This is a genomic window from Kitasatospora sp. NBC_01539 (genome assembly GCF_045040525.1).
GTDB lineage: Bacteria > Actinomycetota > Actinomycetes > Streptomycetales > Streptomycetaceae > Kitasatospora.
The window spans coordinates 8,011,751-8,035,745 of sequence record NZ_CP109390.1 but is presented as its reverse complement, the minus strand read 5'-3'; the positions used below and the strand labels follow the sequence as shown (position 1 = coordinate 8,035,745).

Here is a 23,995-nt window from a genome sequence, read left to right as displayed (position 1 = left end):
TCCTGGGGTCCGGGACGATGCGGGCCCGGTGGGCGATCCGGCCGATCGCCGGGGCCCTCGCCGTTCCGGCCCTCGGCACCGTTGTTCTCGTCGGGCACCACGCTCCCCCTCCCGCCGGGTCCATGGCACCGCGCCGCACGGCAGGCGTCAAGCCCCCGCAGCGGCCCGCTCCTGCCCGCCGTGACCCGGGTGCAGGGCAGTGAGCGCGGCACGCGATGCGGGCCGGCCGGGCACGGTACGGCCGGAGTGGCGGTCGCGACGGCGGTGACGGTGACGGTCGTCGGCGGCGGTCTCGGCTGCGGACAGGAGCTTCCTCGTCGGCTTCACGGAAAGTCGTGTGCCGCTCAATGAGACCACGCCGAACGGGGGGCCGATCGCCTTTTAGGGTCTCAACTCCTGGTCACCGGTGGTTCGTTCTGCCGGTGATCCCACACCCTAGGAGTCGTACATGCAACAACGAGCACGATGGGGACACGTCCCGGCCGCGGGCGTGGCGCTGTCGCTGATGACGGCGATGGTGACCCTGAGCCCCGCCCCCGCCCTGGCGCTGACACCGGGCGTGGTCGCGACCGACACGGGCCTCGTCCAGGGAGCGGCGCCGGATGCGAACGGTGTGACCGCGTTCAAGGGCATTCCCTACGCCGCAGCGCCCGTGGGTCCGCTCCGCTGGCGATCCCCCCGGTCCGCAGCGGCCTGGAGCGGTGTGCGCACGGCGGATGCCTTCGGGCCGGCCTGCTGGGGCACGCAGCCCGCCGGGGCGCCGGCGGCGGTGATGAGCGAGGACTGTCTGACGGTCAACGTCTGGCAGCCTCCGCGGCGGTCGGGACCGCCGAAGGCCGTCATGGTGTGGCTGCACGGAGGAGGGTTCCAGTTCGGTTCCTCGGCCGATCCCAAGTATGACGGGGCCAGGCTGGCCGCCCAGGGTGTGGAGGTGGTCAGCCTGAACTACAGGCTGGGCGCCTTCGGGTTCCTGGCGCGTCCCGACCTCGACCGGGAGGCGGGGAGCTCCGGCGACTTCGGCCTGCAGGACCAGATCGCCGCTCTGCGCTGGGTCCAGCGCAACATCGCCGCTTTCGGCGGCGATCCGGGGAACGTCACGCTGTTCGGCCAGTCCGCCGGTGCCCACGCGGTGGGGATGCTGATGGCGTCCCCGCAGACGCGCGGCCTGTTCGCGAAGGCCGTCGCCCAGAGCGGGGCCTTCTGGGACAGCGAGTACGGGTCCATCCCGCCCCACGGCGCCGCGCTGGCCCAGGGTACGGCGCTCTCGACGACCCTGGCCGCCCCCACTCTTGCCGACCTGCGGGCCGTTCCCGCGGACAGGCTCGCCGCTGCCACCGGGAGCGCGTTCTTCGCGCCCAGCATCGACGGTGAGGTCCTGACCGATTCCCCGGCCGCCGTGTTCGCCCGCGGTGAGCAGCGGCACGTTCCGTTGCTCGCCGGCTACACGGGTGCCGAGGACTTTCCGCTCTTCGACGCCCGGGCGCTGCCCCATGCCTCGTCGCAGGAGTTCTACACCGCGGCGGATAGGCTGTACGGTGCGGACCGCATGGCGGAGTTCGCGAGGCTCTATCCGGCGGCCACACCGGCGGAGGCGGCGGCTCAGGCCCGTCGGCTCGTCGGTGACATGGTGATCTCGGAGCAGGCCTGGGAGCTGCTCGGCCTGCAGCAGCGGACGGGCGGCTCGAACGTGTACGGGTACACGTTCACCTACACGTCCGCGTACTCGCCCGTGCCGGCGCACGTCGCCGACGTGCCGTTCGTCTTCGGCAATCTCCTGCCGCAGTACTTCGCACCGCAGGCGCCCCCGGCCGGCACCGCGGATCGGGCGTTCTCGGACACGCTCGCGAAGTACTGGACGAACTTCGCCGTGCATGGTGACCCCAACGGCCCGGGCCTGCCGTACTGGCCTCGGTACGCGGGGACCGGCTCGAAGCTGATGGAGCTGAACGCCGCGCCGGCGGCGGTCACGGAGCCCGACGGGGCGCGGCTGGGCTTCCTTGCGTCCTTCCGGACCAACGGCAGGTTCCCCGGTTCCTGGCAGACGGCCGGAAGCTGATTCCGGGTCGGGAAGCCGGAGCACCCGGAGATCCCCGGCGCGGGCTGCCGGGGAGCTCCGGCACTGGCACTGGTACCAGCGCCGGTACCGGTGTCGGTACCGGTGCCGGTGCGTGAGGTCGGACGGCCGGTCAGGCGCCGTGCAGGCAGGTGAAGGCAGCCGCAGTCGTAGTCGTAGTCGCTGCTCATGGTGACCGTCCCGGAGGCGACCCGGCTCACGGATTCCATTGAGCGGAACGCTCACGGTCTGCGGTGGTCTGCCGCCGCACCCGCACGCCGGGCGATCACCGGAGCGACGGGGAAAGCGTGCCGCTGAGCGGCAACGGCGTCGCGCGTCCTCGCTGCCGCCACCACGATGTGGGGCCCGCGGCCCTTCACCGGCCGCGCGGGTATCGAAGGAGATTCCCATGGCCCCCACCCGCCGACAACTGCTTTCCGCCACAGGGCTCGTCACCGCAGCCGTCTGCCTCGCCGCTTGCGGCGCCACGCCGGTGACCGCCCCCGCGAGCACCGTCACCGTGGCCTCGCTGAGCGCCCCCGCCGACCTCGACCCGTACTCCTGTGCCGGCGCCCCGGACCTGAACGTCCTGCTTGCCGCCTACGACACGCTGCTGCGGATCGCCCCCGACGGCACCGTCCAGGCCGGACTCGCCACGTCCTGGCAGTACCGGAGTGCGACCAGGTTCGAGTTGCGCCTGCGCACGGGCGTCACCTTCACCGACGGCACGGTGCTGGACGCCGAAGCGGTCAAGCACAACCTGGACCGTGCGGCCACGAGCGTGCGCACGGCTACCTCGAACTTCGCCGGCGCGGTCCGGTCCGTCGAGGCGCAGGGGCCGCAGGGGGTGGTGATCAACCTGTCGCGGCCCTACCCCGACCTGCCGGCCACCCTCGCGGGCTGCACCGGCATGATCGTCAACCCGCAGCGGCTGATCACCCCCGAGCAGCTCGCCACCGCGATGGACGGCTCCGGGCCCTACGACTACGACGCGGCCCGGAGCACCCCGGGCTCCCGCTACGTCTTCCACCGGCGCAGGGATTACTGGAACACGGCCGCCTACCCGTTCGACAACGCCGTCTTCACGATCATCACCGACTTCGGTGCGGCGTACGACGCGCTCGTCGCAGGCCGCGTGGACGTCGCCCCCGGCGTTCCGGCGGCTCTCGCGCAGGCCGACGGAGCGGGTCTGGCCCATGTGCAGGGAGCGGCCGACTACTACCTGGTCAACCTGCTGGACCGCACCGGCACCCGGGCCCCGGCGCTGAAGGACGTCCGGGTCCGGCAGGCCCTGAACATGGCGATCGACCGGGCTGCGATCAGCACGCGGTTCTTCGCCGGTGCCGGCCGGCCCACCGCCCAGATCATCGCGCCGGAGACGCCCGGCTACGACGCCGGGCTCGACGACGCCTACCCCTACGACCCCGGCCGGGCCCGTCAGCTGCTGGCCCGGGCCGGCTACCCGAACGGCTTCACCCTGCCGGTGCTGTCCACCGACCGTTTCCAGTGCGACGCCCTCCTGCAGGCGGTGGCCGACGACTGGGCGGCCATCGGGGTCACCGTACAGCGGGAGGTCGAGGACTACGCCAGTTACCTGCGTGTCCTGACCTCCCGTGAACTGTCTGCCGCCATCCTCCCGGTCCAGGGGTCGGCGCCGTACACCACGCTGGCGGTCCTCTTCGAGGAGCGCAGCCGGCGCAACCCCTTCCGCAGCACCGATCCTGAGCTCGGCTCGGCGTTCGCGCAGGCCCGCGACGCCACCGATGCCGAGGCCTCGGACGGCTTGCGCCGTGCGTCGGCGCTGCTGGTGGAGCAGGCCTGGTACGCGGGTATCGGTCATGACACCGTGGTCTGGCTCTTCGATCCGCGCAAGGTCACCGGTCTGCAGATGAGCAAGGGCGATCCGGTGCCCCGCTTCTACGACTGGCGGCCGGCCTCCTGACCCGTGCACGGGGCGGGGCCGCCCGCGCCGAACCTGGCGCGGGCGGCCCCGCCCTACCGGGACCGCTACGTGACGGGCGGCTACGCGACGGGGCGGGCGGCGTCGACGCCGCTGGAGCCGAGTCCGCGTGAGACGGCCCTGGCGGCGGCCCGGACGGCGGGCACGATGGCGCGCACGTCGTCGCCGGCGGGCACCACCACCGACAGCGCCGCGACCACGGCCTCGTCGGCGCCGGTGATCGGGGCGGCCACCGAGACGAGCGGCCCGGGCCGGGGCCTGACGACCGTCGCGTAGCCGTCGCGGCGCACGGCCGTCAGGGTCCGGCGCAGGTCACGGGCGTCGATGGGTACGCCTTCGGGCTCGGTCCGCCAGGAGCGGGCCAGGTAGGCGTTGCGTTCCTCGAAGCCGGCGAAGGCGAGCAGCACCTGGCCCACCCCGGTGGAGTGCAGCGGCAGTCGGCCGCCCACCCGGTACAGGATCGGGTTCGCGGCGTGTGCGGACAGCCGTTCCACCAGCAGGGCGTCGTCGCCGTCGCGGACGGCGAGCAGGACGTGCTGGCGGGTGACCAGGCCGAGGTCCTCCATGTACGGCATCGCCACCGCGCGCAGTCCCTGCATCTGCGGCGCGAGCGAGGCGATCTCCCACAGGCGCAGGCCGATCACGAAGTCGCCGTCCCCGGTGCGCTCCAGGACTCCGAGCCCGACCAGGGTGCGGGCCAGGCGCAGCACGCTGCTCTTGGGGATGCCGGTGAGACGGCTCAGTTCGCCGAGTCCCAGGGATCGGCGGTGTGTGGTGAAGACTCCGAGCAGGGCGAAGGACCGCTCCACGACGGAATCCCCCTGTGGCGGGCGCTTGCCGCGCGGGATGCCGGTCCTCGGCGGGTCGTGTGGGGGCAAGGCCGCGTTCCCTCTCGTCGTCGGGGCGGCGAACGAGTCGTCCGCCGGGGAGGCCGGGGGCTTTCGGACACTGTCCTGCGCCGCGGGCCGGCCGCGGGGGGGCGCACGGCGGGCGTGGGGCGGGCGTGGGCGTGGCCCGGAGCCGCGGTTGCCCGCGGCCCCGGGCCACGCCGAGTGGCTATGCCTCGGCGCTCACGGGCCGGGCGGATGCCCGGTCTTCCCGGGCTGCGTCGCCGCGGCGGGTGGGGATGAAGGCGACGGCGAGGGCGCCGAGCAGGGCGGGGGCGACGAAGGCGTAGAAGCCGGCGCTGGGGGCGACGGACACGGTGGTCACGTAGGTGAGGTAGCTGGGGCCGAGGATCGAGCCCAGCCGGCCGAGGCCGATGACGAAGCCGAGGGCGGTGCCGCGCAGTTCCGGGCCGAAGTAGCGGCCGACCCAGGCGTTGACCAGGTTCTGGGTGCCGAGGGTGCCCATGCCGGCCAGGGCGGACATCGCCAGGATGAGGTTGTGGTCGTGGTGCCGGGTGAGGACGAGCATCGCGACGGCCGCCGCGGTGAACAGGCCGAGGGTGGCGGTCTTCAGGTGGCCGCGGTCGGCGAGCAGGGCGACGGCGAGGGTGCCGACGATCGCGCCGCCGTTGAAGGCGATGGTGAACTCCAGTGCGGAGCTGAGGTCGTAGCCGGCCTTGATCATGAGAGTGGGCAGCCAGGTGCTGGCGCCGTAGACGAGCACCAGGCCGAGGAAGGCGACGAGGCAGAAGAGGACGACGGCGAGCCGGCGGCCGGGGGCGAACAGCGCGGCCCAGCCGCTCTCGGCCTCGCCGGCAGTGGCAGTGGCGGCGGAGGCGGGGGTGGCGGTGTCCGGCGCTGCGGCGTACGCCGGCCGGTGGGAGGGGATGGCCTTCCAGCAGACGGGGACGAGCAGCAGCGGCAAGAGTCCGACGAGGAAGAGCGTCTGGAAGTGGACGCCCGGCAGGACGGCGCGCCCGATGCAGGCGACGACGACACCGCCCAGCGCGATGCCGGAGAGCGCGACGCCGACGAACAGGGTGCGGCGGCGGGGCGGCGCCCAGTCCACGATCAGGGCGGTGACCAGCGGGGACAGTGCGCCGATACCGATGCCGGTGAGGAAGCGGCTGAGGCCGAAGACACCGATGCCGGGGGCGAGGCCGCTCAGCAGCATGCAGAGCGAGATCCAGGCGAGGCAGAGCGTGATGGGCAGGCGGCGTCCGCGGGCGTCGCCCATGCGGGCGGTGGCGATGGCGCCGATCGGCATGCCGAGGGCGGTGAGGCTGCCGAGGGTGCCGATGGTGGTGGGGGCGATGTGCCACTCGGGGTCGGTGATCAGCGAGGGGCCGACCGTGCCGAGGACGAACAGGTCGTACCCGTCGATGAAGAGGACGAGCACGCCGATCAGCAGGACGAGCAGGGACGTCCGGCGGTTCGGAGCGCCTGCGGCGGCTGCCGCCGACGTCTCCGGGGAGGGGGAGGTCATGAGTGTGGGGCCCTTTTTCTTCCGGCCACGACTGTGTGGCGGGTGGGCCGAGGGCATCCGCGGCTGAAGGCCAGGGCCGTACGGGCGGTTGGACGCGCTCCGTTCAGGGCTCCCTGGCAGCGGCGGGCTCGGCAGGTGCCCCATGTGTACGGCACCGACTTTCACCGGGTCAATGGATGTTTCGAAAGTAGTGCCGAAATTCGATCCTTGCCCGCCCGGCGTGCCGACCGGCAGGCGGCGGGGCCGCGCCGGGCCCGTCACCGTGGCCGCACCCGGCGGGTGCGCGCGGTGGCGGGCCCGGTGACCTGCGGGAACGTCAGAGAAGAGCGCCCCGGTCGGTGTCGTCGGCGGCGGCGCAGGTGCCGTGTTCGGCGATCAGCCGCAGCGCGGCGTCGCGGTCACGCCGGTCGAGGGCCTCGACCAAGTCGCTGTGGAGGCGGTGGCGTTCGGCGATGTACTCGGCGAGGGGCTGGTCGCCGTGGGGCAGCACGGAGAGCGTGTGCGACTCGATGAGGTCGAGCAGGTTGCCGCAGAGGGAGCGCAGCAGCGCGTTCGGGCTGATGGCGGCGATCCGGCCGTGCAGGCGCCAGTTGGCGTCACGAAGGCGACCGGGTCCTCGGCCGCGGACACCCGGCCCATGGCGGTGATGTGCTCGCGCAGGCCGGCGAGGTCGGCCGGCCGCGCCCTCGGAGCGGCTGGGGCTGCTGGTGCGGGTCGCGTCGAAGGGGCGCGCGGGCTGTGTCCCGGAGCCGGGGGTCCGTCGGCCCTCGCGGTGCCGTCCCGCTGGTGCCGGGCTGGCGGATGCACTCGGTGGCGTGCTCGACGCACGGTCGGATGCGGTGCTCAACGCGCTTCTCCTCAGCTCCGTGATGAATTCATTATGAAGGTTACTGACCACCTCCTCTTGACGTCATGGACCCGCGGGCGCAATATCAATGTAATCATCATGGCCAATAGCTCGGAGCGGGCCGCTCGCGCTCGACGCCCTCCCCCGCGTATCCGAGTGACCGCCCGTGCACCTCGGGAGCCCCCTTGCGTATCGCCAACCTCAGCGGCCGTCTCGCCCTCGTCGTCGACGGCCTCGCCGTCGACGTCGAGCGCGCCAGCACCGGCCGCTTCCCCGCCGACCCCCAGGCCGTCTACGAGCGCTGGGAGGAGTTCCGCACCTGGGCCGCCGCAGCCGACCTGCCGACCGGCACCGCCTTCGACCCCGCCGACCTCGGCTCCCCCGCCCCCGCCCCCCGCCAACTGCTCGCCATCGGCCTCAACTACCGCGACCACGCCTCCGAATCCGGCTTCACCGCCCCCGAGGGCCTGCCCCCGGTCTTCACCAAGTTCGCCACCAGCATCACCGGCCCGGTCACCGACGTCACCCTCCCCCCGGGCGGCCACACCGACTGGGAGGTCGAACTCGTCGCCGTCATCGGCACCCGCGCCGAACACGTCTCCGAAGCCGCCGCCTGGGGCCACGTCGCCGGACTCGCCGCCGGCCAGGACCTCTCCGAACGCATCACCCAGCTCGCCGGACCCATCCCCCAGTTCAGCCTCGGCAAGTCCTACCCCGGCTTCACCCCCATCGGCCCCTGGCTCGTCACCCCCGACGAGTTCGACAACCCGGACGACCTCGAACTCCGCTGCACCATCGACGGCGAAGAAGTCCAGAAGGGCCGCACCCGCGACCTGATCTTCTCCCTGCCCGCCCTGATCGCCGGCCTCTCCGCCGTCACCCCCCTCCTCCCCGGCGACGTGATCTTCACCGGCACCCCGGCCGGCGTCGGCCTCGGCCGCGACCCCCAGCGCTGGCTCCAGCCCGGCGAAGAACTGGTCAGCACCATCGAGGGCATCGGCGAACTGCGCCAGCGCTTCACCGCCTGACACCGCCGGACCGCCCGGCGGGCAACGCCGCCGCCCGCCGGGCCCCGCCGATCCTCCTGCCATCCGGTACCGCCCGAGGAGCACCCCCATGGCACTGCACCGCCTGACCTCCATCACGATAGGGGTTCCCCATGTCGCCGAAACCGCCGCCTACTACACCGACTTCGGACTCACCCCCGAGGAGGACGGCTGGTTCGCCAGCCGCGACGGCGGCCGCCAGCTCCGCATCGTCCACGCCCCCACCCGCCGCCTCGTCGAGATCCGCATCGGGGTCGACCACCCGGACGACCTCGCCGCCGCCGCGGCACGCCTGCACCGCCTGGACGTCCCCACCGAGCGCACTCCCGGCACCCTGACCGCGTACGACCGGCCCACCGGAACGCGCGCCGTCCTGGAGACCGTCCCCCGCCTCGTCCAGGATCCGGCTGCCGCCACCGCCTACAACGGCCCCGGCCGCGCCGAACGCACCGGCGCCCGCGCCCCCGGCATCCTGCGCACCGGACCGGTGCGGCCCCGCAAGCTCGGCCACGCCGTCCTCGGCACCACCGACCTCGACACCACCGCCGCCTTCTTCCACGACGGCCTCGGATTCAAGGTCTCCGACCGCATCAAGGACCACGGGGCGTTCCTGCGCTGCTCCACCGACCACCACAACCTCCTGGTCCTGGCCTCGCCCGTCACCTACCTGCACCACACCTCGTGGCAGGTCGACGACATCGACGAGGTCGGCCGCGGCGCCCACGCCATGCTGGAGGACCACCCCGAGCGGCACGTCTGGGGCCTGGGCCGCCACCACGCCGGCTCCAACTTCTTCTGGTACCTCAAGGACCCGGCCGGCAACTTCTCCGAGTACTACTCCGACATGGACTGCATCGTCGACGACCAGCTGTGGACACCCGAGACCCTCGAAGGCGCCAAGAGCCTCTTCACCTGGGGCCCCCCGCCACCGCCGTCCTTCCTCGCCCCCGAGGACCTCGCGGCCCTGATGACCGGCACCCACAGCAAGGACGGCAGGGCATGACCGAGACCCCCCGCACGCACGACGTGGCCGTCGTCGGCTTCGGACCCGTCGGCCAGCTGCTGTCCCTGCTCCTCGCCCGCGCCGGCCACGACGTCGTCGTCGTGGAGCGCTGGCCCGCCCCGTACGACCTGCCGCGCGCCGTCCACTTCGACCACGAGATCGGCCGGATCTTCCAGGCGGCCGGCATCGACGAGAGCATCCGGGCCGTCACCGACCCCGTCCCGGACCACTACGAATGGCGCAACGCCGACGGCGAGGCCCTGGTACGCATCGACTGGTCCGGCACCGGCCCGTGCGGCTGGCCCACCGCCAGCTTCTTCTCCCAGCCCGACCTGGAGGCCGTCCTCTCCGCCGCCGCCCTGCTGGAGCCCGGCGTCACCCTCCACCGCGGCCGTACGGCCGTCGACCTCTCCGAGGGCGACGACCACGTCCGCCTCACCACCCGCACCGAGGACGGCGCCGAACACACCGTCCGGGCCCGGTACGTCGTCGGCGCCGACGGTGCCAACAGCTTCGTCCGCTCCCGGATGCGCAGCACCGTCACCGACCTCGGCTTCTTCTACGACTGGCTGATCGTCGACACCCTCCCGCACGAGCAGGAGACCTGGTCGCCGATGAACTGGCAGCTGTGCGACCCCGCACGGCCCACCACCATCGTCTCCGGCGGACCGGGCCGGCGCCGCTGGGAGTTCATGCGGCTGCCCGGCGAGAGCGCCGAGGAGCTGAACACGCCCGAGAAGGTCTGGGAGTTGCTCGCTCCCTGGGGCCGCACCCCCGACAACACCCGGATCGAACGCCACACCGTCTACACCTTCCAGGCCCGCTGGGCGGACCGCTGGCGCGAGGGCCGCCTGCTGCTCGCCGGCGACGCCGCCCACCAGATGCCCCCGTTCGCCGGACAGGGCATGTGCTCCGGCCTGCGCGACGCCATGAACCTCACCTGGAAACTCGACCACGTCCTGCGCGGCATCTCGCACCCGGACCTGCTCGACACCTACACCACCGAGCGCAGCGAGCACGTCCAGCACGCCATCAGCATGTCGATGGCCCTCGGCCGGGTCATCTGCGTCCTCGACCCGGCCGAGGCCGCCGCCCGCGACGCCCGCATGATCGCCACCGGCGCCGACCCCGCCCTCGCCCTGCCCCCCATGCCGCCGCCCGTCCTCGGCGACGGCGTCCTCCAGCACGGCCCCGACGGCACCCGCAGCCCCGCCGTCGGCCACCTCACCCCGCAGTACAGGCTCACCCACCAGGGCCGCACCGCCCTGCTCGACGAACTCACCGGCGGCGGCTTCACCGTCCTCACCGACGGCCCGGGCCCCCTCGACGCCCTCGACGACGCCGACCGCGACCTCCTGCACCGCATCGGCGCGACCCTGGTGCCGCTGTACGACGCGCACACGCCCGACGCCCCGGCCGACGGCTACCTGGACGTCGACGGCGCCTACCTGCCCCACCTGCGCGAACACCACCACGTCGCGGCCGTCGTCCGACCCGACTTCTACCTGTACGGCGCCGCCGCGGACCCGGCCGGGCTGCACCACCTGCTCGGCCAACTCCGCGACGGGCTGCACCACCGCTCACCGCTCACCACCGCAGCCGCGAGCCGGTAGCAACCGATCCGGTCGCGCCGAGCCGTCCCCCGGGGCGACCATCCGGCGGGCCGTGCCGCCGCTGCGTTCCCGGACAGCACGCACCGGCGGCACGGCCTACCCACACACCCACACACCCACGCACCCACGCACCCACGCACCCCGAGGATCAGCCATGCGGACCACCGCAGACTCCGACGCGCACCCCGCCGCCCCCGCCCCGGCGCGCGTCGAGCGGGACGTCTTGCGCGCCCGGCACGACGGCACCCTCCCCGTCGTCGACCTCCACCTGCCCACCGGCGGCGCCATGCGCTGCCCGCTGGTCATCGACGTCTCCGGCTACGCCCGGCCCGACGATCACCACGCCGCCCGATGGACGTCCGCCCTGGCCGCACACGGCCTCGCCGTGGCCGCCGTCCGCGCCCCGGGCCCCGCGCGCCGCGACGTCGCTCTGCACACCATCCGCGCCCTCGTGCGTCTGCTGCGCAGCAACGGCACCCCGCACGGCCCGGCCACCGACCGGATCGCCCTCTTCGGCTGCGAAGACGGCGCGCACCTCGCGGCCCTGACCGCCTACGGCACCGTCGACACCCGCTCCCGCGTCCAGGCCCTGGCCGGCGTGGCCGGCAGCTGGGGCGCCGGCCCCGCCCCGGATCCCGACACACACCGGCGCACCGCCGTCCGCCGCCATCCCGATGCCGAAGTCCTGCACCAGGTCAGCGAGATCGCGCTGGCCACCGGCAACGACGTCCCCTGCTCGTCGTCCACCGGCCCGACGATCCGCACGTCCCGGCCGAACACGGTGTCCGCTTCGCACAGGTGGTGACCGCCGCCGGCGGCCGGGCCTCCGTCCTGCTCGGCGACACCGACCGCGAACCCGCCGCCGTCCCCGAGACCGTCGCCGCCGTGGCCGCGTTCTTCCACCGCGTCCTGGGCGGCGTCCCCGCCACCGCCCACCACCTCCCCCGATGACCGAGAGGTCCCCGATGGACAAAACAGCTTCCTCCGCCGCCGAGGCCACGGCCGACATCGGTGACGGCGCCTCGATAGCCGTCGGCGGCTTCGGCCTGTGCGGCATCCCCGGCACGCTCATCCAGGCACTCCACACCCGAGGCGCCGGCGGCCTGCACGTCGTCTCCAACAACTGCGGCGTCGACGACGCGGGCCTCGGCATCCTGCTCGCCGACGACCGGATCACCCGGATCACCGCGTCCTACGTCGGCGAGAACAAGGAGTTCGCCCGCCGCTACCTCGCCGGAGAGCTGGAGGTCGAACTCACCCCCCAGGGCACCCTCGCGGAGCGCCTGCGCGCCGGCGGCTGCGGCATCCCCGCCTTCTACACCCCCGCCGGCGTCGGCACCCAGGTCGCCGACGGCGGCATCCCGTGGCGCTACGCCCCCGACGGCGGTGTGGCCGTGGCCTCGCCGCCGAAGGAGGTGCGGACCTTCGACGGCCGCGCCTACCTGCTGGAGCAGGGCATCACCTGCGACTTCGCCCTGGTGCGCGCCGCCCGCGGCGACCGGCACGGCAACCTCGTCTTCACCAAGGCCGCCCGCAACTTCAACACGCTCGCCGCGATGGCCGGACGCATCACGATCGCCGAGGTCGAGCACCTCGTCGAACCCGGCGAACTCGACCCCGACGAGATCCACCTGCCCGGCATCTTCGTGCAGCGCGTCGTCGCCCTCACCCCCGCCCAGGCCGTGAACAAGCAGATCGAGAAGAGGACGGTGCGCGCCTGATGGCCTGGACCCGCGACCGGATGGCCGCCCGTGCCGCCGCCGAACTCACCGACGGCTCCTACGTCAACCTCGGCATCGGCCTGCCCACCCTGGTGCCCAACCACCTGCCGCCCGGCGTGCACGTCGTCCTGCACTCCGAGAACGGCATCCTCGGCACCGGCCCCTATCCCACCGAGCACGAGGTCGACCCCGACCTCGTCAACGCCGGCAAGGAGACCGTCACCACCCTGCCCGGCGCGGCCTTCTTCGACTCCGCGCTCTCCTTCGGCATGATCCGCGGCGGCCACATCGACACCGCGATCCTCGGCGCCATGCAGGTCTCCGCCACCGGCGACCTCGCCAACTGGATGATCCCCGGAAAGATGGTCAAGGGCATGGGCGGCGCCATGGACCTCGTCCACGGCGCCCGCCGCGTCATCGTGCTGACGGAGCACACCGCCAAGGACGGCACCCCCAAGATCCTCCGGGAGTGCGCCCTCCCCCTCACCGGCCGGGCCTGCGTCCACCGCATCATCACCGACCTCGCCGTCCTCGACGTCGGGACCGACGGACTCACCCTGGTGGAGACCGCCCCCGGCGTCACCCCCGAGGACGTCATCACCCGCACCGGCGCCCCGGTGACCGTCCGGATCGCCGAACCGGCGCCCGCCCCCTCCTGAACCACACTCCCCACCCTCAGCCGGCCGAGCCGGTGGCCCGCGGTCCCGCCCGGCCGCCGGCCCGGCAGGCACTCCCCGTACCCCCGGGGCCAGGGACGGGAACTCCGCCCCGGCCGCACTTCCCATTCCGAGGTTGCCCTGCCTCGCGGCCGGGGCGGACCCCCACCACCGGCGGACCCGCCCCTAGCGTCGGCGGTCCCCGAGGACGCCCGGGGGGCACGGTGCCACCGGGCTCCGCTCGGCGAGGTGGGCGTCCATGGTGGCGTTCAGATCGGCCATGAACTGCTCGAACTGCTCCAGGAGCTGTGGCGGGTAGGGGGACATCGCGGCATCGAGGCGGCCGGCGAGCGGGCCGAAGAACTCGTCCGCCCGCTCCTGGATGTGCGGGCCGCCGCGTAGGGTGACGACGCGCCGGTCGGAGTGCTCGCGGGTGCGGGTGATGTGCCCGGCCGCTTCGAGGCGGTTCAGGAGCGCGGTGGTGGCGCCCGTGGACAGGGAGATGCGCTCGCTCAGCCGGGCCGGTGACAACGGGGTCCCGCGTTCTTCGGCGGCGGCGATCTCCAGCACCGCGGTCGCGTCGGTGGAGTGCAGGCCCAGCCATGCCGCGAAGCGCCGGCTCAGCTCGGCGTAGTGGCCGCCGTAGATCCGCAGCCCTTCCATCAGCCGCTCGCGCCGTGCCGCGACACCGTCACCCATCGCTTCCTCCACCGGGCCCGCCACCTCTGCTCTCCTGCCGGGCGTCCAGGTGGGCGGCCCGCTTTGACAACCTACCTTCACCACTTTACCTTCATGGTGGAATTACTTCACCATGGAGGTATCTGACGTGCGTGACCCGTCTCCCACCCCTGACGAGACGACCGAGCCCTACCGGTGGCGGTGGCTGATCCTGGCGGTGATGATCATCGCGGAGATCATGGACCTCCTGGACGCCTCGATCGTCAACGTCGCCGGGCCGGACCTGGAGAAGTCCCTCGGCGCCGGTTCCGTCGGACTGCAATGGGTGATCGGCGGCTACGCCCTCACCCTGGGCGCCGGGCTCGTGCTCGGCGGCCGGCTCGGCGACCGCTACGGCCGCCGCCGGATGTTCCTGGTGGGACTCGCGGCCTTCACCGCGTGTTCGCTGCTGTGCGCGGTCGCGCCGAACATCGGGTCGCTGATCACCTTCCGCCTGCTGCAGGGCACCGCCGGAGCGGTGCTGCTGCCCCAGGGCCTGGGCCTGCTGCGGGAGAACTTCTCCGGCCCCGAGCTCACCAAGGTCTTCGCGATCTTCGGACCCGTCCTCGGCCTGGGCGGCATCGTCGGCCCGGTCCTGGGCGGCTTCCTCATCGAGGGCGACTTCTTCGGCCTGGGCTGGCGGTCGGTGTTCCTGATCAACGTGCCCATCGGAATCACGGCACTGATCGTCGCCGCGAGGTTCGTGCCCAGGAAGGCGGGCGATCGCACGGTACGGGTCGACACGACCGGCGCCGCCCTGGTCGCGATCTCCTGCGCCCTGCTGGTGCTGCCGCTCAACCAGGGGCAGGAGAACGGCTGGCCGCTGTGGACCTGGCTGTCCATGGCCGCCTCGGCGATCGGCTTCGCCCTCTTCGCCCTCCAGCAGCGCCGCACGGCCGCCACGGGCCGCGAGCCGCTGGTGACCCCGGGCCTGCTGCGCAAGCCCGCCTTCACCGTCGGACTCGGCGGCATCGCCCTGTTCTTCGGCGGGCTCGTCGGCACCCAGCTCGTGCTGACCCTGTTCCTGCAGATCGGCCGGCACCTCACCGCCGGTAACGCGGGGCTGGGCAACCTGCCCCTCGCGGTGGGAACCGCGATCGGCGGCGCGGTCAGCGGCGCGTTCCTCGCGGACAGGATCGGCCGCAAGGTGCTGCAGATCGGACCGCTCGTCCAGCTGGCCGGCGCGGCCGTGCTGTGGTTCGAGCTCGACGGCCTCGACGCCGCCACCTTCTCGATCCGGGACATCGTTCCCGGCGTGGCGGTGGCGGGCGTCGGCGCCGGCATGGTGATCGCCGCCCTGTTCAGCTTCATCCTGGCCGCGGTCGACGACGACGAGATCGGATCCGCCTCCGGCGTCCTGTCGGCCGTGCAGGCCATCGGCGGCTCCATCGGCGTCGCGGTCTTCGGCTCGGTGTTCTTCGCCCGGGCCGAGACCGGTGACTTCACCGGCGGATTCCACCGCGCGCTGATCGTCCAGGCATGCCTGCTGGTGGTCTTCCTCGCGATCACCTTCCTGCTGCCCAGGAAGGGCCGCCCCGACGAGCAGCACGGCATCGCCACCGGGCCCGCCACCGGCTCCGACGCGGAGCGGCACCTCACCGTGTGAAGCACAGCTGGGGAGAGCGCCCGCGGAAGCGGTCTCCCCGGCACCGGCGTGGGCCGGCCGCGCAACCCGACCCGCCGTCGACCCGCCCCGGAGGTCAGGGCAGGTCGACGGCGGGGCCTGCGGCGTCCCGGTCCGGCACGGCGACACCGACGGCCGCGAACGGGTCGAGAAGCACGCGGTACTGCTCCTCGGTCAGTTTCGCGCGTTTGCACACGGCTCTCGCCGCGATGGCGCAGAGCGGCTTGACGTCGGAGGGGAACATCGCCCCGTCGGGCCCGGGTTCGCTGCCACGCCGTAGCAGCGCGGACCTGACCGCGTGTTCGATCGCGGAGTTCTCCGACGCGGAGACCCTGGTGGCACGGCTGGCCTCGCGTCCGCCCCGGCGCCAGCGGGCGAGCGACTCCTCGCGCACCGCCGCGAGCACACCGGCCGGCAGCGCCGTGGCGGCCTCGATGAACCGGGCAGTCGCGAGTTCCATGGCCGCCGCTCCTCTTTCCACGGGGTCCGCGAGTCGGCGGGCCCGCCCCATCGCCCCGCCTCGGCGACGGGGCGTCCCGCTCCGCGGGCGGGGGTTGTTCAGGGCCGTCGATCGCCGACCGTCATGATATCGGCGATCCGCGTCGCGGCTCACGCCCCCTGGTGGCGCAGTTCGGTGGGGGTCATCTGGTAGGCCTGGCGGAACACCCGGTTGAAGGCGGAGGCACTGGGGAAGCCCCAGCGGGCAGCGATGGCATGGACGGGGTGGTGGAGCAGCTCCGCCCTGGTGAGGTCGGTGCGGCAGCGTTCGAGCCGGCGGCGGCGGATGGAGGCCGCGACGCTGTCCTCCTCCCCCTGGAACAACAGGTGCAGGCGGCGCAGCGAGATGTTGTGGTGGTCCGCGACGGCTTTCGGCGTCAGCTCCATGTCGCCGAGATGGGCGTCGATGAAATCGTTGATCTCCGCTACCAGGGCTGCGGACCGCGATTCGACGGGGAGGTCGTCGTAGGAGTCCAGGTTCCGGGCCAGGCACGTGGAGGTGAGGTCGACCGCTATTCGTCCCAGGCGGGTGCGCTCGTGTTCGGAGCAGTCGGCCAGGTTGGTTCTCAGGGTGGAGATGAGCTGGGCCAGTACCGCTCCGGTGCCGGTGTCGCAGGGGAGCCGGCGGGCGAGCACCCGGTCGATCTTGTCGGCCCGGATCGGCATGACGCTCTTGGGGATCTGGAGGATGACGGCCCGGACCAGATCGCCGCCGTTGGGAGCGCCGGCCTCGTAGGGATGGGAGGTGTCCCAGAGGACCATGTCGCCGGAGATCAGCCCGGATTCGTTACGGCGCTGCGATATCCACATGGGGCTTCCCGTCACGAGCGCCACCTGGTACTGCTCCGGGTCGGACTTCCTGATGAGTGCAGGCGTGCGTCGTGACCGCAGCGGACCGTACGCGAATTCCGAGAGCTGCACGGGGCCGAGGTCCACCGCCGAGGCCTCCGCACTGAACTCTCCGGGCGCCTCACAGCTGATCTGTGTGGGCGCCAGCGCGCTGGCGACGACATCCGTGAACCACTCGAATCTGTCTTTCACCGGTACATCGGCCGAGGACATCATCGGCACCATCTCGCACGACCCCCTGAACGAAGAAACCCCGCAGTCGGAACACCGGCCTCGGCCCCGTTCTTCCGTGACCGACTGTCAGCACCCGTCCGCTGTCCGGACAGGGGCCGACGCCCGGCCGGGCCCGGATCGGCGGAAGCCCGGAGCTCCGGGTGGGGCAGTGCGCCCCTTCAGAGGATGTCAGGCGGCGGCGCCCGGTGGCCTGCCGGTCCGCGGACCGGTCTCCCGGCGCGGGCCGTTCGTGACGGACAACCACCGCGGCCACCTCGGCCGGGCGGCCCGCACCCGCACCGCTCACACCACCCACACCACCCACACCACCCGCACCCGCACCCGCACCCGCACCCGCACCGGCACCGGCACCGGCGGGGAGGTGAGGAGATCCTGCGGGCGGGCGGGTGCACCGCCGGCCGTACGGGCGCTCTACCGGCGGCGGGGGAAGAGGGCCACGGCGGTGGAGGCGGGGTGGCGGGGGTGTTCGGCCTCGTCGAGCATCAGGGCGGCGATCCCGGCGCGGGGCGCGGTGGGCGGGACCAGGCGGGGCTTGAGGCCCTGGGCGGGGACGAGCGTGCCGCGACCCCGGTAGGGGCGGTCGGTCAGCGGCCCGGCGTGGACGAGGGTGCCGCCGGCGTCGAGGACAGCGCGGTCGGCGACGGCCTTGGCGTCCCACTCGTGCCGCAGCAGGCGCTTGAGCAGCAGGCCGTTGAGGCTGCCGAGGGCTCCCGTGGTGGCACCGAGGCCGAGCGAGCCGAGCCAGACCACCCGGGGCGCGGCCCCGGCCACCAGTGCGGCGCCGTCGCCGAGGACACGGGGGTCCTGGCTCCTGGTGATGCCGAGGGCGCTGATCACGACGTCCGCGCCGTCGACGGCGGCCAGGACGGTCGCCGGGTCGCCGACGTCCGCGCGCACGGTGCGCAGGTTGTCGGCGGCGAGGTCGGCGAGGCGGTCCGGGGTGCGGGCCACGGCGGTGACCTGATGGCCCCGGCCGAGGGCCTGGGTGACGAGCAGGCGGCCGGTGCGGCCGGTGGAACCGAGCACGGCGATCTTCATGCTGTTCTCCTCAGGGGCTGTCGGGTCGGGACCGGGACGTCAGTGCAGGGCGGACAGCACCGCGACGCTCGCGGCGTGCAGGGCGGGGGCGGCGGCCAGGAAGTCCTCGCTGGCGAGGCTCCACGGCCGGCCGTGGGTGTCGGTGACGGTGCCGCCGGCCTCGCTGACGAGCAGCGCGCCGGACAGCAGGCCGGAGCGCACGTCGGAGTACTGCCAGAAGGCGTCCGTGCGGCCCGCGGCGACGTGGATCAGCTGCAGGGTGGCCGGAACCGAGACCCGGACGACCAGGGCGCCGAGCAGCATCGCGGTGACGGACGCGCCGATCCGCCGGAGGGTCTCCTCGTCCTCACCGGGCCGGGCCTGGCCGGTGCCGACCAGGGCGGCCCCCAGCTCCGTCTTCGCCGAGGGACGCAGCGGCGTCCCGTTCAGGTGGGCGCCGTGCCCGGCCAGCGCGGTGTAGGTGTCCTGGGTCAGCGGGAGGTGGACGACGGTCAGGACGGGCGCGTTGTCGCGGACGAGGGTGGCGGTGACGGCCCACTCCCCGATGCCGTGGACGTGGTTGATGTTGCCCTCGGCGGGGTCGACGACCCACCACTCGCCGGGCGGCAGCGCGCCGCCGTCGAGCTCGTCCTCCACCCAGCCGGAGCCGGGGCGGGCCGCGAGCAGGGGTGCCTTGAGGATGTCGAGCACGGTGCCGTCGTTGGCGGCGAGGTCGGCGAGGATCGCGTCGAGGTCGCCGGGCCGGGTGTCGGTGGAGAAGCGCTCGCGCAGGCTCCGGGCGGCCAGGCGTACGGCGTCGGTGACCTGGCCGAGGAGGGCCGCGTCGGCGGCGGTCGCGGTGGGCAGGTCGGCGAGGGTGCCGAGCGGGTCGGGCGCGGGGGCGGAGGGGCGGGTGGGCGCGGGGGCGGAGGGGCGGGTGGGCGCGGGGGCTGACGTCTGGTCGGACACGGGGGTTTCCCTTCGTCGCATGCGGGATCCGCTGCGGGATTCCGGCGGTTTCTCCCGCCTGCCTCGACGGTAGAAAACTTGACAGTTAACAGCAAGTGCATGCTTGTTACCCCTAGGATTACTTCCATGCAACTGGATCTGAATCTGCTGACAGCCCTGGACGCTCTGCTGGAGGAGGGCAGTGTGGCCGGCGCCGCCGCCCGCATGCGGGTGACCTCCCCCGCCATGAGCCGGACCCTGGGACGGATCCGGCGGGCGACCGGCGACGAGATCCTGGTGCGCACCGGCCGGGAGATGACACCCACCCCGCGCGCCGTCGCCCTGCACGCGCAGGTCCACGCCCTGGTCGAGCAGGCCCGGGCGCTGCTGGCCCCGGAGCAGGACGTCGACCTGGGAACTCTGGAGCGCACCTTCACCCTGCGCTGGCACGACGCGCTCACCACGGCGTGCGCACCCGCGCTGCACGCTGCCGTACGGTCCCGGGCGCCGGGCGTACGACTGCGGTTCCTCGCCGAGACCAGCACCGACACCCAGGAGTTGAGGCGCGGCGAGGTCGACCTGGAGACCGCGTCCGGCGAGCCCGGCGCACCCGAGATCCGACACGAACGGGTCGGCCTCGACACGCTCGTCGTCGCCCTCCGCCGGGAACACCCCCTGGGCGAGGGCCCGTTGACGCTGGACCGGTACGCGGCGGCCGAGCACGTCACCGTGTCACGCCGGGGGCGGCTGAACGACCCGGTGGACGACGCCCTCGCGGCCGGCGGACGCGGGCGGCGCGTCGTGGCCGCCGTCCCCACCGCCGCTGCCGCCCTGCACCTCGTCCGCGACGGCGACCTGCTGGTGACCGTCCCCGCACTGGTCAGCCGCACGATGCTCGCCGACCTGGGCCTGCGTACGCTGCCGCTGCCCCTCGCGATGCCGCCGGTCCCGATCCACCTGGCCTGGCACCAGCGCTACGACGGCGACCGCGCCCACACCTGGCTCCGCGACCGCGCCCGAGAGGTCCTCCTCGCGGCCTGCACCCCTTCGGCGCCCGGGGTGCCGGACCGCCCGCGGTGAGCACGGGAACGAGCGCGACGGGACGGACGGTGCGGCGGCTCCCGGCCTCCGCACCGGTGGGACCACTCTGCCGTCGAGGGTCGCCTTGAGGCCGTTTTGCTGACACGCTGCCCTCAGGGGATCACATTACGCCGGATCAGATCCGGCTCGTGCACATGGGGGGGCTCATGAAGCGCAAGGCCGATGACCGGGGAACGAAGCCCGCGAAGCGTCAGAAGACCGACGCGGAGTCCTCGGGGGAGGACGCGTCGTCGAGCGGGACGTCCGAGGCGCCGACGCTGGTGGACGTCCTTCCCGCCGGTCTCGGCAAGCCGGTGAGGGACTACGTCCAGGGCAGGGCGCTGCGCCTGGTCGAACGGCTCGGGTCCAGGGACGAGGACGAGGACAACCGGATCGTGCGGCGACTGGCGGCGTACGCGCTGCACGGCCGGGAGGAGTACCCCCTCGGTACGGTGCGCTCGCCCGACGCGCGCCCACAGCTGACGGCCGCCGCGGTGAAGGACGCCGTCAAGCGGATCTCGGCCTCGGCCGAGTTCAGGGCTCCCGCCCCGCGGGCCGGACTCTGGAAGGAGACCGGCCAGCTCCTCGGCCCGGTGTCCAAGGCCACGGTTCGGGACCTGCAGTTGCTCAACCACCTCTCGCAGGCACTGATCAACCACGTCGGCCGCCCCGTCAAGGACGTCCCGGGCAGCGGTACCGCGGAGATCGAGGCCATGGCCGTCAACGGCCGGATCCTCGTCAGCGCCAACGAACGGACAACCGTCACGACGCTCCTGGGCTACAACCTCGTCGACGTGCTGACCTGGAGCGGCAAGGGTGTTTACGACGACTGGACGGCCCGCAAGGCCGACAAACTCGACGACCTCATGACCGCACTGGCCCTGAAGGCCCTGCCTGCTCCCTTCGACGCCGAATCGGAGGAGGCCGCAGGCATCGGGCGTCTGGTCCAGCTCCAGGTCGACTGCACGATGGAGCCCGCACAGGCCGAGTCCGTCAAGGCGGTCCTGGCGGTACTGCACCGGGTGATGACCGTGGAGGACGCCGCCAGGATCGTCGACGGCGGAACCCCCGGCCAGGATCCCGATCTGATCAGGAGACTGATCACCGACGAAGAGCACGCGGGTCGGATCATCGTGGTCAACGGGCAGCCCGGCACGCAGTTGAACGCCCACGCCGAACAGAACCTGCTCCACGCCGTGGTCCTGGCGGGCCACAAGGGGAGGTCGTCCGTGGCAGGCGGCAAACGACCGTGCACGGTGTGCTGGGCGACGCTGCGCCTGGCGCGTGAATACGGCTACGACGTCTCCTTCAACCCCCGTCCGGGCGGGCTGTGGAGCACCACGACATACGAGGGCCTGCACAGGGTCGCCCGGGAACTGGGGCTCGTGAACGTGTTCGAGTTCGTTCAGGACCTGATCACGGGGAACGGGCTGGAGCCGGGCCTGGTCCAGCACGCCACAGCCGCATCCATGGCCGCCGAACCCGTCACCACCGTCATGCTGCGCGAGACCGTCACCAAGCCGACCCTGGCCAACCGGGACACGCTCACGCACTCCGAGAGCGAATCGCTGGGCTCCCAGAGCACGAGTGACAGCCAGTCCGCCGTCGAGAGGGACGTCCCCGTCGAACTCGTGGAGGACCTGCCGGAGGTGTTTTTCGATGTCCTGGTCGCCGAGCCCGAGGAGAGGGAAATCACGATCGACCCACAGTGACGGCACGCGACCAGGACCCGCGACCAGGACCCGCGAGGAGGCCGCGGGTCGTGCCGTCAGTGCCGGTCGGGGCCGGCGGTCTCGCGGACGGCTGCGGAAACGGCCGGGAAGTCCTTCTTGAGGATCGCGCCGTGGTTGCTGGCGACCTTCGCGCCGACCCGGATGTGCGGGTTGCGGGCGGTCACCCCGTCGAGGCTGGCGCGGATCCGTTCCTGCTCGCCGTCACGGCTTCCCAGGGACGTACCCGAGGCGACGACGTACCGGACGGGGACGGTGATGCCGTCCAGCACGGGACCCAGCTCGCGCTCGCGGGAGAGCCTGCCGAGCTCGATGTTGCTCTCCGCCATCTGCTCGGCGTTCATCCGCGGCACCAGGCCCGTCGGGCGCAGCAGCGGCATGAAGCGGCCCCACTGGCGGAACTGCTTGCGGATGCGCTGCTCCATCGCGTCGTCCAGCCAGTCGTGGGGGAACGCGCCGTCGACCAGGACCGCGCCCAGGGTGCGGTCGGGGTTGTGGTGGGCCCAGTGGGCGGCGACGACCGCACCGTAGGACCAGCCGACCACCAGGGCCCGGTCGACGCCGCGGGCGGCGAGGACGGCGTCGACGTCGCGGAGGGCGGCGGCGAAGGAGTAGTCCGCGGAGCGCTTCGACTTCCTGCCGCGGGCCCGCTCGTCGAAGGTGATGTGCCGCCAGTCGGTGCCGAGTTCGGGGATGACGTGCCGCCAGTAGCCCTGGGTGGCGAACTGGCCGTTGAGGTAGATCACGGGGATGCCGGGGCCGCCGGTGTCGGTGACGGCGAGGGCCGTGTCGTCGACCGGCACCATCCCGGTCCACGTCGAACCGGTCGAGGAGGTGCTGTTGTTCGTCATGAGGTGGTTCCCCCTGGGCGTGTCGGGTGTACCGGGCGTGTCGGGTGCCGGGCGTGTCAGGTGTGCCAGGTGCGTCGGGTGTGTCGGGCGGCTTGTGCGGGTTCCCGGGCCCTGCGTGTGGATGTCGGGGCTGCGTCCGGGTGGTGTCCGCTTGTTCAGAGGCTGCGGGCGGTGATGTCGCCGTGGGCGGTGGTGGCGCGGATGTCGAGGGCTGTGGTGCCGTCGTTCTTCAGGGCGTTGCCGACGCGTCCGTGGCCGGTGCCGGCGTCCAGGGAGGCCGGGACCCCGGCGGCGGCGCCGACGGTGATGTCGCCGGACTGGGTGCGGAGCACGAGCATGCCGCGGTGGGCCTCGGTGATGCGGATGTCGCCCCGGGCCGTGCTGATCTGCGCGGGGCCGGTGAGGCGGCCGACCTCGACGTCGCCGTCGATCGCGGTGAGGCGCATGCCCGCGGCCTCGTCGATCTTGATGCGGTGGTACGCGCCGTCGAAGGCGACCTCGCCCAGGCGTCCGACTCCGCGCAGCTCCGCGCCCGCGGCCCTGCCCTCGACGCTCGATCCGGCGGGCAGCCGGACGGTCACCTCGACGGCTCCCGAGGGACCCAGGAGCCGGCTGTCGGGGGCCGGGGCGGCGATCCGCAGGACGCCGTCGGCGTAGGCGACGGTGATCCGCCCGGCCGCCTTCACGTCGCGGCCCTTGGAGGGGTCGGCCGGCAGGACCTCGACCGTGGCGTCCGCCCGGTCGGCGGCGATGACCTGGACGCGGCCGGCGGGGATGTCCAGGACGGCGGTGACCGGGACGGGGGTGTCGAACGTCTGCATCGTGCTCTCCTGTGCTCGCTCACTGTTTCTGACAACAGAAACGCTACGTTGCTTTCCATGATTGGGCAACACATTCGTTGCGTAGCAACAACATCTATGCAGGTGAAGACTGGAAAACTGTTGCAATGGCCGTGAAATCAATGCAACGGGAGCCACTCCAGCCGTTGCAATAGGCCGAGAGTGAACGCTATGGAGGAGGCAGCGGGGCAGCGTGATCGGTGGGCGGGGCAGGCAGCGCCGGAGGCGCCGGGGGACGGCCACGGCGAGGCCCCCGGCGCCTCCGGGAGCAGGTCCCCGCCGGGTACCGGGGAGCGCCGGGTCATCACGCTCGCTCTTCCCGGCTGCCCCGTACCG

22 protein-coding genes are annotated in these 23,995 nt (G+C 72.9%); 12 read left to right on the top strand and 10 right to left on the bottom strand.

Annotated elements, in window-relative coordinates; translation table 11 throughout:
* Window positions 1-448: 448 nt before the first annotated feature.
* Window positions 449-2,056, top strand: coding sequence for a carboxylesterase/lipase family protein (locus tag OG335_RS34865; RefSeq protein WP_405015152.1), 1,608 nt, complete (start codon window positions 449-451; stop codon window positions 2,054-2,056).
* Between the two features lie 406 nt (window positions 2,057-2,462).
* Window positions 2,463-3,995, top strand: a complete 1,533-nt coding sequence (locus tag OG335_RS34860) for an ABC transporter substrate-binding protein (protein WP_405015151.1) — start codon at window positions 2,463-2,465, stop codon at window positions 3,993-3,995.
* A gap of 80 nt (window positions 3,996-4,075) precedes the next feature.
* Here the strand turns inward: OG335_RS34860 and OG335_RS34855 are convergent, their stop codons facing one another.
* The 3 genes from OG335_RS34855 to OG335_RS34845 all read right to left on the bottom strand — a co-directional run bounded on the left by OG335_RS34855 (window position 4,076) and on the right by OG335_RS34845 (window position 7,233).
* Entirely contained in the window at window positions 4,076-4,891 is an 816-nt protein-coding gene (locus OG335_RS34855) for an IclR family transcriptional regulator (protein ID WP_405015150.1), read from the bottom strand.
* Between the two features lie 178 nt (window positions 4,892-5,069).
* Complete coding sequence (locus OG335_RS34850) at window positions 5,070-6,386, bottom strand: MFS transporter (protein WP_405015149.1); 1,317 nt, start codon at window positions 6,384-6,386, stop codon at window positions 5,070-5,072.
* 316 nt (window positions 6,387-6,702) lie between these two features.
* Window positions 6,703-7,233: an FCD domain-containing protein gene (locus tag OG335_RS34845; RefSeq protein ID WP_405015148.1), complete on the bottom strand. Its 531-nt coding sequence runs from the start codon at window positions 7,231-7,233 to the stop codon at window positions 6,703-6,705.
* A 185-nt stretch (window positions 7,234-7,418) separates the two neighbouring features.
* Between OG335_RS34845 and OG335_RS34840 the strand changes: the two genes are divergently transcribed.
* The 7 genes from OG335_RS34840 (at window position 7,419) to OG335_RS34810 (ending at window position 13,275) form a co-directional block, all read left to right on the top strand.
* Window positions 7,419-8,261, top strand: a complete 843-nt coding sequence (locus tag OG335_RS34840; RefSeq protein WP_405015147.1) for a fumarylacetoacetate hydrolase family protein — start codon at window positions 7,419-7,421, stop codon at window positions 8,259-8,261.
* A gap of 88 nt (window positions 8,262-8,349) precedes the next feature.
* Window positions 8,350-9,282 (top strand): VOC family protein, encoded by a 933-nt coding sequence (locus OG335_RS34835; protein ID WP_405015146.1) that lies wholly within the window; start codon window positions 8,350-8,352, stop codon window positions 9,280-9,282.
* A complete protein-coding gene (locus OG335_RS34830; RefSeq protein ID WP_405015145.1) occupies window positions 9,279-10,895 on the top strand; it encodes a bifunctional 3-(3-hydroxy-phenyl)propionate/3-hydroxycinnamic acid hydroxylase in 1,617 nt (538 codons plus the stop codon). Before OG335_RS34835 ends, OG335_RS34830 begins: the two co-directional genes overlap by 4 nt.
* A 154-nt stretch (window positions 10,896-11,049) precedes the next feature.
* Entirely contained in the window at window positions 11,050-11,700 is a 651-nt protein-coding gene (locus tag OG335_RS34825) for a hypothetical protein (RefSeq protein ID WP_405015144.1), read from the top strand.
* A complete protein-coding gene (locus tag OG335_RS34820) occupies window positions 11,694-11,846 on the top strand; it encodes a hypothetical protein (RefSeq protein WP_405015143.1) in 153 nt (50 codons plus the stop codon). The genes OG335_RS34825 and OG335_RS34820 overlap by 7 nt, the downstream gene beginning before the upstream one ends.
* A 14-nt stretch (window positions 11,847-11,860) precedes the next feature.
* Window positions 11,861-12,616: a CoA transferase subunit A gene (locus OG335_RS34815; RefSeq protein WP_405015142.1), complete on the top strand. Its 756-nt coding sequence runs from the start codon at window positions 11,861-11,863 to the stop codon at window positions 12,614-12,616.
* Window positions 12,616-13,275 carry a 3-oxoacid CoA-transferase subunit B gene (locus OG335_RS34810; RefSeq protein WP_405015141.1) on the top strand — a complete coding sequence of 220 codons (660 nt, stop codon included), beginning with the start codon at window positions 12,616-12,618 and terminating at the stop codon, window positions 13,273-13,275. The genes OG335_RS34815 and OG335_RS34810 overlap by 1 nt, the downstream gene beginning before the upstream one ends.
* Window positions 13,276-13,458: 183 nt before the next feature.
* Here OG335_RS34810 and OG335_RS34805 read toward each other — a convergent pair whose 3' ends face one another.
* Window positions 13,459-13,971, bottom strand: a complete 513-nt coding sequence (locus OG335_RS34805) for a MarR family winged helix-turn-helix transcriptional regulator (RefSeq protein ID WP_405015140.1) — start codon at window positions 13,969-13,971, stop codon at window positions 13,459-13,461.
* 127 nt (window positions 13,972-14,098) lie between these two features.
* On the opposite strand from OG335_RS34805, the gene OG335_RS34800 reads away from it, so the two are divergent.
* Complete coding sequence (locus OG335_RS34800) at window positions 14,099-15,595, top strand: MFS transporter (RefSeq protein ID WP_405015139.1); 1,497 nt, start codon at window positions 14,099-14,101, stop codon at window positions 15,593-15,595.
* Window positions 15,596-15,689: 94 nt separating this feature from the next.
* On the opposite strand, the gene OG335_RS34795 is transcribed toward OG335_RS34800, so the two are convergent.
* The 4 genes from OG335_RS34795 to OG335_RS34780 all read right to left on the bottom strand — a co-directional run bounded on the left by OG335_RS34795 (window position 15,690) and on the right by OG335_RS34780 (window position 19,078).
* On the bottom strand, window positions 15,690-16,073 hold the full coding sequence (locus tag OG335_RS34795) for a hypothetical protein (protein WP_405015138.1): 384 nt from the start codon (window positions 16,071-16,073) through the stop codon (window positions 15,690-15,692).
* Window positions 16,074-16,222: 149 nt separating this feature from the next.
* Window positions 16,223-17,152, bottom strand: a complete 930-nt coding sequence (locus OG335_RS34790) for a helix-turn-helix domain-containing protein (RefSeq protein WP_405015137.1) — start codon at window positions 17,150-17,152, stop codon at window positions 16,223-16,225.
* Between the two features lie 453 nt (window positions 17,153-17,605).
* Window positions 17,606-18,232, bottom strand: coding sequence for an NAD(P)-dependent oxidoreductase (locus OG335_RS34785; RefSeq protein ID WP_405015136.1), 627 nt, complete (start codon window positions 18,230-18,232; stop codon window positions 17,606-17,608).
* Between the two features lie 39 nt (window positions 18,233-18,271).
* The gene (locus OG335_RS34780; RefSeq protein ID WP_405015624.1) at window positions 18,272-19,078 is read right to left on the bottom strand and encodes an inositol monophosphatase family protein; all 807 of its coding nucleotides are present in this window, start codon (window positions 19,076-19,078) and stop codon (window positions 18,272-18,274) included.
* 228 nt (window positions 19,079-19,306) lie between these two features.
* Between OG335_RS34780 and OG335_RS34775 the strand changes: the two genes are divergently transcribed.
* A complete protein-coding gene (locus OG335_RS34775) occupies window positions 19,307-20,239 on the top strand; it encodes a LysR family transcriptional regulator (RefSeq protein ID WP_405015135.1) in 933 nt (310 codons plus the stop codon).
* A 167-nt stretch (window positions 20,240-20,406) separates the two neighbouring features.
* Window positions 20,407-21,951, top strand: coding sequence for a hypothetical protein (locus tag OG335_RS34770; protein WP_405015134.1), 1,545 nt, complete (start codon window positions 20,407-20,409; stop codon window positions 21,949-21,951).
* A gap of 56 nt (window positions 21,952-22,007) precedes the next feature.
* Here the strand turns inward: OG335_RS34770 and OG335_RS34765 are convergent, their stop codons facing one another.
* Window positions 22,008-22,820, bottom strand: a complete 813-nt coding sequence (locus OG335_RS34765) for an alpha/beta fold hydrolase (protein WP_405015133.1) — start codon at window positions 22,818-22,820, stop codon at window positions 22,008-22,010.
* A 155-nt stretch (window positions 22,821-22,975) separates the two neighbouring features.
* Window positions 22,976-23,641 (bottom strand): DUF4097 family beta strand repeat-containing protein, encoded by a 666-nt coding sequence (locus tag OG335_RS34760; protein WP_405015132.1) that lies wholly within the window; start codon window positions 23,639-23,641, stop codon window positions 22,976-22,978.
* Window positions 23,642-23,995: the final 354 nt, after the last annotated feature.